The following is a 14,983-nucleotide window of genomic DNA, read 5'->3' on the forward strand; positions in this document are numbered from 1 at the left end:
ATAATCCAGTAATATTTTAGCTGTGATGGTACCGCTACCAGCGTTAGGAGGATTTTTTTTGAAACCAACAATTTATGATATTGCGAACAAATCTGGAGTCTCTAAATCCACAGTTTCTCGTGTATTGAACAATCAAGATAATATTTCACCAGAGGCCAAAGAAAAGGTTTTAGCAGCAATTAAAGAATTGAATTATATGCCGAGTAAGTTAGCACGTGGACTTACTGGTAACGGATTTGATGCAATATTGGCTCTTTCACATCGATCGGTTCGTTCAACAAGCGGCAATCCTTTCTTTTCTGATGTTATCCAGTCTATTTCAGCTGTATCAGAGAAAAATGATTTTGATTTGATTTTGCAAACATCTAAAAACAATCAGGAAGAAGCGCAAAAAATAAGAAATAAACTCAATGAAAAATTGATACGGGGAATAATCATCTTAAGTGCTTCTCAAGATGAACAATATTTAGAGGAACTTGATGCGCTAAAAATTCCAATCGTAATTATCGGAAAACTGGAAAAGGAATATGAGTATATTTATTCGGTGGATACAGACAACTATAGTGATAGTTACCAAATGATTCAAACTTTGATTGATCTGGGACATAAGGAAATAGCCTGTCTGCATGCTCCTCTGAATATTCATGTATCAGCAGACCGAGTAAATGGCTATCGTAAAGCTTTATTTGATAATTATCTAGATATAAAAAATGAATGGATTGTCGATGGGGGCTATGTGCTAGAGGAATCTATTCAGGCGGCTAAAAAATTATTTAGTGGTAAACAATTACCTACTGCTATCTTTGCAACAGATGCTCTAAAAGCTCTTAGTCTCTTTCAAATTATTGAAAAAGAAGGGTATAAAATCCCTGATAACTTCTCTTTGATTGCATTTAATGATGAATCCTACTCTGCCTTTTTCACCCCTCGTCTTTCAGGAATCAATGTTCCTACAAATATTTTGGGTACAAAAGCAACAGAGCTACTTTTCAAGCTGATTAACGGAGAGAAAGATTTACCAAAAAAGGTCATCGTACCTACTGAATTGATCTTGACGGACTCTGTGGCAAGAAAATAGATAAACAAGGAGCTGTGACAAAAGACTTGTCATAGCTCCTTTTTCCGAATAAACGGTGTTCCAGAAGTAGCTTCTTCGGAAATAAGCCGAAATTTCACAAAAATTTGAGAAACAATTTTCGGAAATTCCTTCTTATTTCTTGAAGCTGACCACTTCTGTCACAACCTCTGTTTATCTTTTCATCTACAAAACTACCTGAAAGTTCTGGTTCGTCTTTGCTTGGATTATCGGATGCTGCTTCAAGTAATCCGCAATTAATTCTGTCATATCTACCTGAATTTCTCGCACGATTTTCTCCGCACCGAACATCTCATAATTTCCTCCACCAATTGCTCGGTAATGATTGGTGACTATTTCCAGTTCTTGCTCTGGCATGATTGCTTGATTTTGGAAGGTCAGGTGAGTGATTCGTTGGCCAACAGGTTGATTCATGTCAATAGTATAGTCGATCCCTTCATACATATCATAATTGTAGTATTGCGGCTTAGGTTTGATAAAGGCAGGATTGAAAACAACCTTCCCCTTTTCAACCGCCAGATAACTCGCAGTTTGCTCTAATGCCGCACGCAAGTCCGCTCCGCTGACTTTGATCACAGCTAGTGTATTAGGATAGATATAGTTGGTGATGACATCCCGCATAGTGATCGTTGAACCAAATCCTGTTCCTTCGTTATTGAACAGAGCTGTTCCAGAAATTTTTGCCTTACTAGCTTTCATTTGCACGCGATTAATAAATTCTACATAGGGATGTTCCACTAAACGCGCTTCCATCGGATCGTTAATCGCCATGTCACCTTCAACTCGTCCCAATGTTCGGTCCAGCCAATCTTCTAAATCCGTTTCTGCGGTTTCAACGGCTGCAAGAATTTTCGGATCAGCAGCCACATTTTCTAAAGAATGCACCCTGACTTGGCTATCTGTCACTACTACTTTCCCTTCTATTTTCTCAACTGTCAGCTGGATTTCTCCAATATGATTTCCACGATACCCTGGCTGAACAACAGGCACACCATTGACAATATCGGCAATTACCCGATGCTGATGTCCAGTAAACAGCGCATCGATCCCTGAAACCTCCTGCAGCAACTGATAGCCTTCATTCTCGCCAGTCAGAGCCTCAGTTGGTTCTCCTGTCATTAAGTTCCTTTCGAAGCCGCCATGATAACTGACCACTACGACATCTGCTTGCTGCCTTAAGATTGGTATATATTTTTTAGCAGTCTCAACAATGCTTTCAAATGTAATGCCTTTAAGAGTAAGGGGCTTTTCCCAATGTGGAATATATTGAGTAACCAGTCCAAGAACAGCAATTTTTAATCCTGCTTTTTCAATAATCGTATAGGCTTTTCCAAAGTAGGGGTCTCCTGCTTCATTCAAGATGTTCGCTGCCAGCACAGGTGCTTGATAGCTGTCGATAGCTGCTTGTAAATACTCCAAGCCATAGTTGAACTCATGATTGCCAATCACTTGAACGTCATAGTTCATTTGATTAATTACTTTGGTTAACGTACCAACCGAATACTTTCCTTGAGCAATATAATAACTTAACGGTGAACCCTGAATAAAGTCGCCATTTTCAATCGTCACAACAACACCTTCAGCTTTTTCCCGTAATTTCTTTAATTTTGTTGCGACTTTAGCCGCACCAAGGGCTAGATCGTGTTTTCCAGCATAATCAGTTGGGTAAACATAGCCGTGCATGTCACTGGTTTCGAGAAAGGTTATCTTCAATCGTATCGCTCCTTCATTGATTAGACGAAAAAGACCGAAGCACAAAAAGCAGTTCGGTCTCTTCAGTACTTTTATTAGTTTATCAGCGCATGTCCAGAGTCTTCAACACATGCCCTGAAATAAAATTTTCTGTCGTTTGATGGGTGATCCTTCCCTGCTCCACACAATAAAGATTATAGCCGTAGCGTTCTTCAAAGCGGACCAAGCCGTCGCCTACATTTTCTCCGACAAAGGACATACTAGCCACAGTAAAATAAGGAATACCATTGATTTCATCCATAAAGAAGTGATGCGTGTGTCCGTTTAAAATACAACGAATATCATATGGTTCAATTAACGCTAAAAAGCGTTCTGTGCCAGGCCATTTTGGCATATTGCTTTGCTGCGGCAGTAAATGGTGGTGGGTTACCAGTATAATCGGTTGCTCTTTATATTCTTCCAGCACCTCCGCTAGCCACTGAAGCTGTTGCTCATCTACAATTCCATCTGCATAGCCATAGCTGGAATTATCAAAGGAGATGACCGTAAATTCTGGATACATCACAACCTGGTTGTAAGGTTTTTCAGAAGCCTTTTCTCCAAACCAGCCAGCCCAAAAGTTCTCCTTAATATCATGGTTACCAAGTGTGACAATCATCTCTGTTTCGCCTAAAGCTTCCTGCAGCCAGTTCTTCAGATAGCGATAATCTTCTACCTCGCCATCTTCAGTCAGATCACCGCTGATGATTACCAAATCAAGTGTTGTCCGTTCTTGCAGCTGATGCAGGTACTTCTCCAACGGAATAAGCGGACTTTGCATCTTGGCTAACATGCCTTTATAGCCGCCTTCGCTTGTTTCATATTCTCTGCGAAAATGTATGTCTGATATATGCAATATATTCATGTGCTATCTCAATTTCTTTCTTATAATTCCGGTTATTTGGTCCAAAATAAATACGGTAATAACAACCCCGATTAAAATAATACTGACCTTGCTCCATGACCGTGTTTGGATCGCAAAAATCAATGGTGCCCCGATCCCGCCAGCACCTACTAATCCTAGTGTAGCTGCACTTCTAACAGCAATTTCAAAATGATTCAATGCCAATGAGCTGTAAATTGGCAACAAATAAGGTACTCGAACAAAGAAAATCGTTTGCCAAAAATTAGCTCCGACCGCTTCCATCTCTTCGGTTAAGCGTTCATCCATCGCTTCCATTTCCTCGGTAAACAGCTTCCCTAACATACCGATTTGATGAACACCAATCGCCATCACTCCAGCAAATGGACCTGGACCGACAACTTTCACAAAAATAATCGCAAAAACTAATTCTGGAAAGGCTCGCAATACATTGCAGACGAACTTCCCAATTTTTGTAACTAACGGATGTGCCTTCCAGAGATTAACAGCACTCAGCAAGGTTAACGGAATCGCCAAAATTGTCGCAATCATCGTTCCTAAAAAAGCAATGCCAATCGTCAACAGCAGCAAACTTACTAAATCCTCTCCGCTGCCATCATAAAGAAATGCCCAATCTGGCTGCGCCAGTCCTTTAAATACATCCATTCCCATCGAAAGAGAAAAAGTACTTAAACCTGAATAATCCAAACTGAAGGCTGACCAAATCACCAGCAGCGCCACAACCGTAAGAAAGAGCAATGTTCGTCTACTCATGTCGCGAATCATCATAACAGTGACCTCCTCACACGTTCACTTAGTTTATCTACCAAGGCCACCGTGACTAAAATCATTAAAATAATTATTGATACCCGTTCATAATTTAATAAAGCCAGTGAGGAATTCAAAATAACGCCAATCCCGCCAGCACCGACATAACCCAGCACTGTTGAAGCCCGTACATTCACTTCAAACGCATAAAACATATAGCTGACAAATTGACTCAACACTTGAGGAGCAATTGACCAGACAGCAATTTGCATCTTGGTAGCTCCTACTGCAGCCGCCGCTTCGATTGGACCATAGTCAATTGTTTCAATTGCTTGAAACATCAACTGAGAAATCATTCCAAAGGTAAAAACAGCAATCGTCAGCACCCCAGTAGCTTCTCCTATGCCAAAAATAGCGACAAAAAGAGCGGCTAATAGCAGGTTAGGAATTGTCCGAACCAAGCCCAATAAAAACCGAAAAATAGTGGATAGCCAGCGGTTTTCCGTCACGACCGTCGTTGCCAGAAAGCTGATAGGAATCGCAAAAGCCACACCAATCACCGTTCCGACTAACGACATTTGCAGCGTTTTAACCATTGGAGTGACCAGCTTCGACAAATAACTAAAATCCGGATGAATAAGTCGTGACAAAAAGTCTGTCATTTGCCCAGAGTTGGCAAACACCATCGCAAAATCAGCCGAAGTCAGACCCACACTTGCTTGAAAACAAAGCACTAAAACTATCAGAATCAACAGGTGCTTGTACCATTTAAAGTGGACAGTTTCTTGCAATTTCATCGCGATCCCCTGCCTTTTCTTCAAAAATGGCTTTGCCGTAAATTTGAGTCAGTTGTTCGTCGGTCAAAGCATCCGGCGAGCCATCAAAAACCACCTGTCCAGCTTTTAAAGCAATCACTCGCGTAGAAAACTCCCGAGCTAAAGGTACCGAATGAAGATTGACAATCACGGTTTTAGCCATTGTTTGATTAATCTTTTTCAAATCCTCCATCACCTTTTGGGTGGTGATAGGATCTAAGGAAGCCACCGGTTCATCTGCCAAAATAATCGGTGCTTGCTGAACGAGCGCACGAGCAATCGAAACCCGCTGCTGCTGACCACCGCTCAGCTCATCACTGCGGGTTTGCAACTTGTCAGATAAGCCTACTGTTTCCAAGGCTTCTTTGGTTCGTTGATAATCTTCCTGCGTAAACAGCCCAAAGATACTCTTCCAGGTGGAATAGTAGCCTAGTCGGCCCGATAGAACATTTTTCTGAACAGTACTGCGCTTCACCAGATTAAAACTTTGGGAAATCAATCCAATCTGACGGCGAATCAGTCGCAGCTCACGCTTATTGGCCTTAGTTATGGATGTACCGTTAATTTGAATGTTGCCATCTGTAATTGGAACCAATCGATTGATGGCTCGCAATAGCGTACTTTTACCTGCACCACTTAGTCCAATGATCGAGACAAATTCCCCATCTTCAATAGTCAAATTGATATCCTTTAGGCCCACCACTCCATTGGGATAAACCTTTGAAACATTCTCAAAAATAATCATGCTCGTTCTCCATTTTTAAGCGATCGCCGACACATTGGTCGACAATCGCTCGTGTTTTATTCTGCAGCTTTTTTAGTATATTCTCGAATCGTATCATAGGCTGAATCGGCAGCTTTTTCGTAGCCTTGGTGACTCCATAAGGCCATCGCTTCTTTTCCTTCTTTATCGTCTTTCATGCCTAAGAAAACTTTTTTGATTTTTGCTTTCAATTCTTTGTCCATATCAGGCTGAACAGCAATTGCATCATTAGGGATATCCCCTTCTGTTAAATACAATACTTTCAAATCCTTCATCAGGTCATTATCAGAGAATTTTGAAGCAAAGACATTACGCGCACCTTCAAAGACGAATGCTGCATCCATTTGACCATTTAAAACAGCAGTAATTTCACTTGGAATATCATTCACCGTGGTCATTTTCGCATCCGCTGTTGGATCAACTCCGGCATCCTTTAACTCCGCTACTGGATAAATATAACCGCTGGCAGAATTAGGACTCAACGTCGCAATATTTTTTCCTTTTAAATCTGTTAACTTTGTCATATCGCTGTCTGCTTTTACTAGAACTTCTCCTTTGAAGGTATTAGTCAGTTTGTCTTTTAGCGGCAGACCAGACTCTTGATCATAATCGCCTAGCTGAGACGTTAAAATAGCTTCTGCAGCGTCCATGTCTTTTGCCTGTACATATGCTGCGGGCGGCATAATTCCTACATCAACCTGTCCTGAAGACATGGCTTCAACAATTGTTGAATAATCGGTTGCTAAGGTTACCTCGACATCACGATCTAGTTTTTTCGATAAATAGTCTGCAAAAGGTTTTGCTTTGGCTTCCATGCTGCCATCGTTATTAGTTGGCACAAATTGGACAACTAATTTTTCCTTGCTGGTATCCTTTGAGCTATCGCTGGTATTTCCCGAACTACCACAACCTGTCAATGCTGTTAGTAACATCACACCTATGAAACCTTTTGCTAACTGTTTGAATTGCATTTTTTCTCCCCCTGTTGGAAATAATTTCTATTACCTCTAAATCATAGCAAGTTCATCAAAATAATGAAGTGACACGTGTCATCTTTTACACGATTTTTACATACAATTTACAAACAAACAGAATAATTGTTCGTGTTGAGTCCCAATCTATTCTAGGCTATAATGAAAAAAATGAACGCTTTAGGAGTGGTTTATTATGAAGAAAATTCACGATTCTCAGCTGCTGGCTGCTTACGTGAAGCAACACGATCTTCAAAATTATATGGATGCTGACATTTTAACAATGGCTTCTTTGCAGTCCTTTCAAAAGGAAGAACATTTGATTCGTACTGGAACCACTTCTGATTACCTGTATTTTCTGGTGGAGGGCAGTATGATGGTTTATTCCTACCCCTCTGATACCCAAAATATTTGCATTGATTTTGTCACAATCGCTACGCCACTGGGGGAAGCGTCATCATTATGGGGCCTTCTGCCTAAAAGCAGTGTCAAGGCTGTTACTGATTGTATTTGTGTTTCGATTCCCTTGAATCAATACCGCAACACCCTGCAGCAAGATGTTCGTTTCTTACAGAATATTTGCCAACTGCTAAGCTATCGGTTAAATTCCGGCGTTAACCTCGCAAACTCATTAATTGAACCGGTAGAAACACGACTGGCGAAATTTATTCTAGCCCATCAGAAGCAAGGAAAATTTTCATTTCGCCTGACTACCTGCGCTTCAATCTTAAACGTCAGCTATCGCCACCTTTTACGAACAATCACCAATTTCCGCGATGCCCAGATTTTGGAAAAGCAGAAAAGCTATTACCGGATTTGTGATATCCAGGCGTTAGAAGAATTGGCGGAGAATCTGAGCCATTCAGCACGGTAGGGTCTAATTTCCATAAACAGAAAATCCTCACAAACCAAATAATAGCCTTCTTTTTAGATAAAGAAGAAGCTTAAACGTGAAAAGTTTAAGCTTCTTAACTATCTCAGCTTATCCTGCTACGAATGAGCGTACCACCTCTGTAACAAGCTCATCATTTCTTTCAAAGAATGAAGGCAGTCCTACAAAGTTAAGAATAATGTACTCCATCTCTGTTTCTAAAAAATAGAAGCGGATTTCTGTATTTGCTCCATCAGCAACTCCTATAAAGCTATAAAGTTCTCCTGTATAATGTGGTGTTTGATATGGCTCTTCCTTAATCGTTTCTTCTTTTATTCGAACTTCATCATCAGATTTCATTTGTTCTTTCATCGCACTCTTTAAAGCCACGAAATCATCGACATCGGTCTTCTTTACTCCTGAAACCATTACTCCTTCAACGTTATTATCATTCTCGGCACTAAAAGAGAACTCGTCGTCTTCAAGAACTTTCCAGTTATCTAAAATCTTCATTTTATAATTCGTTCCTTCAACTTGAAAATCAACATCCTTCATTTCTATTTTCTTTTCTGAAGAAGATGTTTCTGTTTTTGAAGTTGAAACTTCTGTCGTGGATACTGATTCGCTATTTTTCTCTGATTTACTGTTTTCCTTTGCTCCACCTGAGCCGCATCCAGCTAAAGCTACAATCATTACTACTAAAACAATCCATTTTTTCATCCTATATTCTCCAAACATCCTAGTTTTAGATGACGCAATTTCCAAACAAAACAAATGGGTTATACGAAGTTACCTAATTATTATTTTGCTAGGTGCTTTACACGGGATCAGAATTTCCTTGTATGGCATCAGTATCTTCTTGTGTGATCAAGATATTTCCCACCTCAGTTTGATCGGGTCTTAAATAGATCACTTGAATTTTCGCATCAGGAACCATCCCTTTGATTGAATCCATGATTGGTTTCATTGCCTCAACCATCACAGGCTTTAATGATGCACTATCCATTTCAAAGCCTGGATCTTCAGGCAGAGTATACCGATAAATAATTGTGTGATTTTCACCCGCAGCAATTTCAATGTTTGAATAAGCTGCTCCTAATTGCTCTTTCATCGCAGGAAGTTGAGACTGTGCCGCTTCGATCATAAATTCAAAAAGCTTAGAGTTCCCTTCTTCTGAACTTGCTGTTTCTTCAGTAAGTATTACTTCTGAAGAAGATGCAGAAGATTTCTCGACCACTTTCCTCGTTTCTGAAGAGGCTTCTTTCTCTACTGTTTTAGAAGTATTAGCTGATTCATTTTTAGAACAAGCAACTAAGCTAACAAAAGCAAAACCAACAACGATAGCCTTTAATATTTTCTTTTTCATCCTATATTCTCCTCACTATAAATTTTGATAACTTTTTCAACCCTAGTTACAGTTTACACTAATTTTAAAGTGATTAATAACTTAATTTATTTTTTAAGCAAAAAAAGAAACACATATCATAATTTTCCATTATACAAAAAAACATAATTATTCTAATAAACTGAGTTTACGCCTATTTGTTTTTTAATATGAGAAAAAGTGCTGATTAATTTCCTTCGTACATTTGAAACTATGTCTAACTCTAAAATACCTATTATCACAGTTCTCTTCTGCATAACAAATAAGCCAATTTTTCTTTTTACTGATAGAAGTAAATCCGCTTTTTATGTTTTATTTGAAATGGATGCATATGTGAAGTTGTACATAGGAATAAATGATAATACAAAAGACTAATTCCCCTCTTCTGAAGGCGTAATTAGTCTTTTTTTGATTCCTATATTCCGATTTAAATCTAAATGTTCTCAGATTGTACCTAGAGAACGAAAAAACACCACGATCTTTTAAAATCGTGGTGTTTGCTTAACTATTTATTCGCGCGTTTTTGGTACGTACCTTCTTGTGTATTGATTTCGAGCATTTCGCCTTCTTCAATAAAGTCAGGAACATTCACGACTAAACCTGTTTCCATTGTCGCAGGTTTACCAGAACCAGTAACTGTCGCTCCTTTGATTGATGGTTGTGTTTCAACGACTTTCAGAACAACTGATGTTGGCAACGTAATACCAATCACTTCGTCACCAAAGAATTGAATTTTAACTTCCATGTTTTCAAGAATGTATTTCATTTCTTCTTCAATCGTGCCTACAGGAATTTCATATTGTTCGTAGGTTTCTAAATCCATGAAAATCGCTACATCGTCTTGGCTGTATAAATATTGCACAGGTTTAGTTTCGATCATCGCTTTTTCAAATTTCTCTTCTGGACGGAATGTCGTATCATACGTTGAACCAGAACGCACGTCACGTAATTTCATACGCATAACTGTATTTCCTTTACCAGGTTTGTGGTGGCTAGCATCTAATACTTTGATCAACTTTCCGTCTTGAACAAAAGTCATACCAGCACGTAAATCGCTTGCTGAAATCATTAATAAGCACTCCTATTCCTATTTTATATGTTCGAATTCTCTATTATGAAAACTCGATGGATCGTTATTCTGATCCAAATCTACCATAAAATGAACCTTATTCATTGTAGCAAATAACCCTTGTAGTTACTAGGAAAAAATCATTTGCTCCATCAAAAACAATTCAAAGCAATTATTTTGCTTCCTGCACACGGAAAAATTTTAGCTTTGGCAATTGGTTCAAGGTACATTCCAACGATGGTCCCATTAATAAAAGAACAATCAATGTCCCTAAGCCAATATGTCCGCCTAAAAGGAACCCAGTCAAAAAGAAAATAGCGTCTAGTACAATTCGAGCAACCTTGACTGAACTCTTTAGCATTCGCTTCAATAAAATCATCAAGGATTCATAAGCCGCCGACCCTGAATCCGCTAACAAATAAATACCAGTGCCAAAACCAAATACGATTGAACCAATGATGATTACCAAGTAGCTCGTTCCATCCGGAATTGTATGCAAAATCCCTGTCCAATCCAATAAATTCAAGCAAAAACCTATCCCGAAGCTATTGATAATACTTCCTATTCCGATCATCTTTCGGTCATAGAAAAAAACCATGACTAAAATTATCCCATTGAAAAGCATGCTAACCGTTCCGAATTTCAATGGCACATGCTGTAAAATGCCTAAGACTAAAGTACTGATCGCATCTGCTCCTAATCCGCTAACAACGATCAAACGGATACCGACTGCTGCAATAAATGTTCCTATTACAGCAAAAAATAACTGTTTGGTGATATTTGGTTTGATAAGCTTCGTCCTCACTTTCTATTCTCGTAACAAGTAAACTGTTTTACTAACCTTAATAATAGCTTCATATAGGCGAGTGCGGCCTAACTCTTACTAAGTAAATCCTTTGACAAAACTGTGTAAAATAAATTTATCTTCGTACGCATATCATCACGCTAAACCTACTCAGTTAAGATATCTTATACTAAGTAACGTCTGCATTAACACTAATAAACTGCAAAAAAGCGTGACTGACAAAAAGGCACCAAACAAGTTTTTGTTTGGTGCCTAAAATTGTTTTATTAGTTCCATTCTTTTCTTAGTCGTGCTTTGTAGGAATTAAATCTATCTACTAAAGGAACGGCGGCTTCTCTAATGGCGCAGTATTTATCGACCATCGTTACGATGTAGCTTTCCTTATATTTTGGAGGAGTGATTGTTGCTCCCCACATATGCTTAATAATAATATCACGTTCAAGGTCAGACAATTCGGTGATTTTTTCTGCATTCTTCACGGCGATACGTGGATGCATGTAGGCATGTGAGCCTTCATCGAATTTCGTTGTCCGCCAATCATAGTAAAACAAATCATGTAATAAACCGGCACGAGCAGTCGCTCTTGCGTCGCCGTTGAATTGTTTTGCTAATTTGTAGCTATTGTAAGAAACACTAATAGAGTGCTCCAATCGTGTTGAATTCATATGTTGGGTGTAATCTGCTAGTCTTTGTACTTCATCGGTAGCTAGTAAATCCTCAATATAAGAAACATATTCTTCGTCGTCACGCCAATTTTCTGTCATGGATAAAAAAGCCCCTTTTCTTCTCTTCGTTCTGTCGCTCATTATATCACGGCTCACGAACATTGAATAGGCTTCCATGAGTTTGTGAAAAAAGTTTAAGGGTTCCTTAATAACAGTTACGAAAATGTGAAGACTTATTTAAGTAAATGAAACATTAGGACTCCTGCGGCGATCGCAACATTCAAAGACTCCGCCTGCCCTTTGATTGGAATGTAAAGATTTTGATCGGTCAACGCTAATAATTCTGCTGACATCCCTTGACCTTCATTTCCCATCACAAGGGCAAAGTCAGACATTTTCTCAACGTTTAAATAATCCTTCGCTTCTTTGTCTAATGCTGTTCCTAATACTAAACTTCCAGTTTGCTGAAACTGTGGAATTACTTCTGTTAAATCGCCAACTCTGACAGACAAATGATAGAGGCTGCCTTGTGTGCTGCGAAGCGTTTTAGGATTATATAGATCAGCACTGCCTTTGCCTAAAATGACACCAGTAAAGCCAGCCGCATCCGCAGTCCGAATCATGGTACCAACATTCCCTGGGTCCTGAACATTGTCCAATAATAACCACGCACCAGCATAATCTTCTTTCTCTTCTTGCGGCATCTCAGCAACTGCAATTATCCCTTGCGGAGTTGGTTGACTTGCTAATGTTTTTAAGACCTCATCAGAAACCAAATAGTAATCCGTCAGCTTTTCTTCGATCCATTCAGACCACTCCTTTAACCCACGTTGGCTGATGAACACTTCCTTCAGGATGACATCGGCTGCCTTTGCTTCTTGGATTAAGTGAAAGCCTTCTAATAGGTAGCTTTGTGTTTGCTGACGATATTTCTTTTGCTGTAATTTTTTTGTTTCTTTGATTAATGTATTTTTACTTGATAGGATTTCTTTCAACATGTTCCCCTCACTCATTTATCGTTTCGTTTGTCATTATAGCACGCGAATTCTTGTAACAACCAGCAAAACTCGCTATCATAGAGAATAAGAAATAAATTAATAGGAGGCTTTCTTATGAAGAAGTATATAAATGTGACTGGACGCGTGCAAGGTGTCGGCTTTCGTTATACAACCTATCAACTGGCAATTGAGATTGGACTGACTGGTACAGTGAAAAATGAAGATGACGGCAGTGTCACCATTGAAGCAGTTGGAACAAAAGAGCAATTGGATCAATTCTTGGAAAAGCTCAAAGTACCGCAAAATCCTTTTGCCAAAGTTTCCCATATTGAACAATACGAAGATCCTACCATTAAGGACTATACGCAGTTTAATGTGGTGTATTAAAAAAAGGACAAGGTTCCCTGACTTTTTTCGAATTTGATTGAAAAGGCCTGTGTTATCTAGTATAGTATTTCCTGTATAAATTTTTATTAGCAGAGGAAGAATTAAATGAATAAATTTAAAAATTGGCTTTTAGGCTCCGGCCTATTGGGCGTTCTTTTACTATTATCGGGCTGTGTCCGTCAAAATAGTGACGGGACTCCAGATACATCTGGTCTTGTCTATCGAATGCTTGTTGTCCCATTGGAGAATTTCCTTAATTGGATGGTAACCAGCTTCGATTGGTCATACGGTCTGGCAATCATCGTTTTGACGATTATTGTTCGCCTAATCATTATGCCACTAGGGATTAACCAATCAAAGAAATCTCTGATCCAATCTGAAAAAATGCAATCGATCAAACCTCAGATCGACGCGGCTCAAGCAAAGGTAAAACAAGCAACAACACAAGAAGAACAAATGGAAGCACAGCGGGAAATGCAAGCTGTTTACAAAGAGAATAATGTCAGCATGATGGGCGGTATGGGCTGTCTGCCTTTACTGATCCAAATGCCGATCTTCTCAGCACTCTATTACACGGCTCGCTTCTCAGAAGGTATCCAGCACTCGACGTTCATAGGAATCGATTTGGCAAAACCAAGCTATCTCCTCGTTGTTTTCGTAGGGGTCGCTTACTTGTTGCAAGGCTACATTTCACTAATCGGTGTGCCTGAGGAACAGAAGAAGACAATGCGCAGTATGATGATTGCTTCACCATTGATGATTGTCTTCATGTCCTTCACATCACCTGCCGGAGTGGCGCTTTATTGGGTAGTTGGTGGTGTCTTTAGTTGTATTCAAACCTTTATCACCAATGTCTTGATGCGTCCTCGTATCAAAGCACAAATTCAAGAAGAATTGAAGAAAAACCCACCAAAACAAGTAGTAACAAAGCCCATCAAAAAGGCTGAACCAATTAAACCAAAACAAGTTAGTCAACCTAAGAATAAAAACAATAAGAACGGCAATGGACGAAATGCCGGCAAACAACAACGTAAATAACATATACAGATAAAACCATCGCTTGAGGCGATGGTTTTTCTTCGTTTCATTTCATGTTCATAAGGATAATCCAGTCGGAAAGCTAACCAATATCTTTAAGCAAGCTGATTTAAATAAGATGCAACATCCAAAATTTAGAAAGGCTTGATCCACATGATGATTTATTACGCTGTATTCAATTTGGCAGATGCTGGTATTAACGTCATATTTCCAGACTTAAATAACGCCACTACATTCAGTCAAGACATGCATGAAGCTCTCTATACGGCAAAAGATTTACTTGCCAGTTGACTCATTGATACTGAGGATGATAAGACGATTTTCCTACTCCCTCTGTTCACTATAGCATTTCATTAGGATCGGATGATCTGTTGATCCTGATTAAAATTGATCTAGCTTTTTACCATAAGAAATTTGAGAATAAACTACTTAAAAAGACACTAATAATTTCAATGATTTGAGCAATAAAGCTGATATTAACTTTTCTGCTACATTAACTGAAGCACTTAAAGAAAAACTACAAGTCTAGGGTTCGCTAGATTTCTTATTTTGAAAAAAAGGGATCTTCCCCAAATATCTAAAAGACTTTTGGGGAAGATCCTATTCGCGAATAAACAGCAGCTCACACGTAATAGCGGCGAAAAATAAGCCGATAATTCATAAAAATTTTAGAATTACTGAGTAAATCCATTTATCATCAGTTCCTATGTTACTGGGTTTCTCAGTAAATTTCGGAACGTCCTTCTTATTTCTTGACGCT

The 14,983-nt window shown here is 39.1% G+C and carries 16 protein-coding genes; 4 read left to right on the plus strand and 12 right to left on the minus strand.

What is annotated here, in order from left to right:
• Positions 1 to 58: 58 nt before the first annotated feature.
• Positions 59 to 1,078, plus strand: a complete 1,020-nt coding sequence (locus AUF14_RS09610; protein ID WP_016181365.1) for a LacI family DNA-binding transcriptional regulator — start codon at positions 59 to 61, stop codon at positions 1,076 to 1,078.
• Between the two features lie 183 nt (positions 1,079 to 1,261).
• On the opposite strand, the gene AUF14_RS09620 is transcribed toward AUF14_RS09610, so the two are convergent.
• The 6 genes from AUF14_RS09620 to AUF14_RS09645 form a co-directional block, all read right to left on the minus strand.
• Entirely contained in the window at positions 1,262 to 2,809 is a 1,548-nt protein-coding gene (locus AUF14_RS09620; RefSeq protein WP_102866021.1) for a bifunctional metallophosphatase/5'-nucleotidase, read from the minus strand.
• 82 nt (positions 2,810 to 2,891) lie between these two features.
• Positions 2,892 to 3,692, minus strand: coding sequence for a metallophosphoesterase family protein (locus AUF14_RS09625; RefSeq protein ID WP_049221541.1), 801 nt, complete (start codon positions 3,690 to 3,692; stop codon positions 2,892 to 2,894).
• Positions 3,693 to 3,695: 3 nt separating this feature from the next.
• On the minus strand, positions 3,696 to 4,478 hold the full coding sequence (gene phnE / locus AUF14_RS09630) for a phosphonate ABC transporter, permease protein PhnE (protein WP_016181362.1): 783 nt from the start codon (positions 4,476 to 4,478) through the stop codon (positions 3,696 to 3,698).
• Positions 4,475 to 5,254: a phosphonate ABC transporter, permease protein PhnE gene (gene phnE / locus AUF14_RS09635; protein WP_049221538.1), complete on the minus strand. Its 780-nt coding sequence runs from the start codon at positions 5,252 to 5,254 to the stop codon at positions 4,475 to 4,477. Before phnE (AUF14_RS09635) ends, phnE (AUF14_RS09630) begins: the two co-directional genes overlap by 4 nt.
• Positions 5,226 to 6,017, minus strand: a complete 792-nt coding sequence (gene phnC / locus AUF14_RS09640) for a phosphonate ABC transporter ATP-binding protein (protein WP_016181360.1) — start codon at positions 6,015 to 6,017, stop codon at positions 5,226 to 5,228. The genes phnE (AUF14_RS09635) and phnC overlap by 29 nt, the downstream gene beginning before the upstream one ends.
• 56 nt (positions 6,018 to 6,073) lie before the next feature.
• Positions 6,074 to 7,006 carry a phosphate/phosphite/phosphonate ABC transporter substrate-binding protein gene (locus tag AUF14_RS09645; RefSeq protein WP_016181359.1) on the minus strand — a complete coding sequence of 311 codons (933 nt, stop codon included), beginning with the start codon at positions 7,004 to 7,006 and terminating at the stop codon, positions 6,074 to 6,076.
• 196 nt (positions 7,007 to 7,202) lie between these two features.
• Between AUF14_RS09645 and AUF14_RS09650 the strand changes: the two genes are divergently transcribed.
• Positions 7,203 to 7,880 carry a cyclic nucleotide-binding domain-containing protein gene (locus AUF14_RS09650; protein ID WP_049221533.1) on the plus strand — a complete coding sequence of 226 codons (678 nt, stop codon included), beginning with the start codon at positions 7,203 to 7,205 and terminating at the stop codon, positions 7,878 to 7,880.
• A 108-nt stretch (positions 7,881 to 7,988) separates the two neighbouring features.
• Here the strand turns inward: AUF14_RS09650 and AUF14_RS09655 are convergent, their stop codons facing one another.
• The 6 genes from AUF14_RS09655 to AUF14_RS09680 form a co-directional block, all read right to left on the minus strand.
• The gene (locus AUF14_RS09655; RefSeq protein ID WP_049221529.1) at positions 7,989 to 8,597 is read right to left on the minus strand and encodes a hypothetical protein; all 609 of its coding nucleotides are present in this window, start codon (positions 8,595 to 8,597) and stop codon (positions 7,989 to 7,991) included.
• A 97-nt stretch (positions 8,598 to 8,694) separates the two neighbouring features.
• Positions 8,695 to 9,243 (minus strand): hypothetical protein, encoded by a 549-nt coding sequence (locus AUF14_RS09660; protein WP_049221526.1) that lies wholly within the window; start codon positions 9,241 to 9,243, stop codon positions 8,695 to 8,697.
• A 523-nt stretch (positions 9,244 to 9,766) separates the two neighbouring features.
• Positions 9,767 to 10,330 carry an elongation factor P gene (gene efp / locus AUF14_RS09665; protein ID WP_016181355.1) on the minus strand — a complete coding sequence of 188 codons (564 nt, stop codon included), beginning with the start codon at positions 10,328 to 10,330 and terminating at the stop codon, positions 9,767 to 9,769.
• 172 nt (positions 10,331 to 10,502) lie between these two features.
• Positions 10,503 to 11,135: a YczE/YyaS/YitT family protein gene (locus AUF14_RS09670; protein WP_049221523.1), complete on the minus strand. Its 633-nt coding sequence runs from the start codon at positions 11,133 to 11,135 to the stop codon at positions 10,503 to 10,505.
• A gap of 266 nt (positions 11,136 to 11,401) precedes the next feature.
• Positions 11,402 to 11,899: an HD domain-containing protein gene (locus AUF14_RS09675; RefSeq protein WP_034876793.1), complete on the minus strand. Its 498-nt coding sequence runs from the start codon at positions 11,897 to 11,899 to the stop codon at positions 11,402 to 11,404.
• A 134-nt stretch (positions 11,900 to 12,033) separates the two neighbouring features.
• Positions 12,034 to 12,795: a TrmH family RNA methyltransferase gene (locus AUF14_RS09680; RefSeq protein ID WP_049220075.1), complete on the minus strand. Its 762-nt coding sequence runs from the start codon at positions 12,793 to 12,795 to the stop codon at positions 12,034 to 12,036.
• A gap of 117 nt (positions 12,796 to 12,912) precedes the next feature.
• Between AUF14_RS09680 and AUF14_RS09685 the strand changes: the two genes are divergently transcribed.
• A complete protein-coding gene (locus tag AUF14_RS09685) occupies positions 12,913 to 13,185 on the plus strand; it encodes an acylphosphatase (RefSeq protein WP_048721626.1) in 273 nt (90 codons plus the stop codon).
• Positions 13,186 to 13,290: 105 nt separating this feature from the next.
• Positions 13,291 to 14,223 carry a membrane protein insertase YidC gene (yidC, locus tag AUF14_RS09690; protein WP_048721625.1) on the plus strand — a complete coding sequence of 311 codons (933 nt, stop codon included), beginning with the start codon at positions 13,291 to 13,293 and terminating at the stop codon, positions 14,221 to 14,223.
• Positions 14,224 to 14,983: the final 760 nt, after the last annotated feature.

The sequence above is a fragment of the Enterococcus avium genome (assembly GCF_002891025.1).
Classification (GTDB): Bacteria; Bacillota; Bacilli; order Lactobacillales; family Enterococcaceae; genus Enterococcus_A; species Enterococcus_A avium.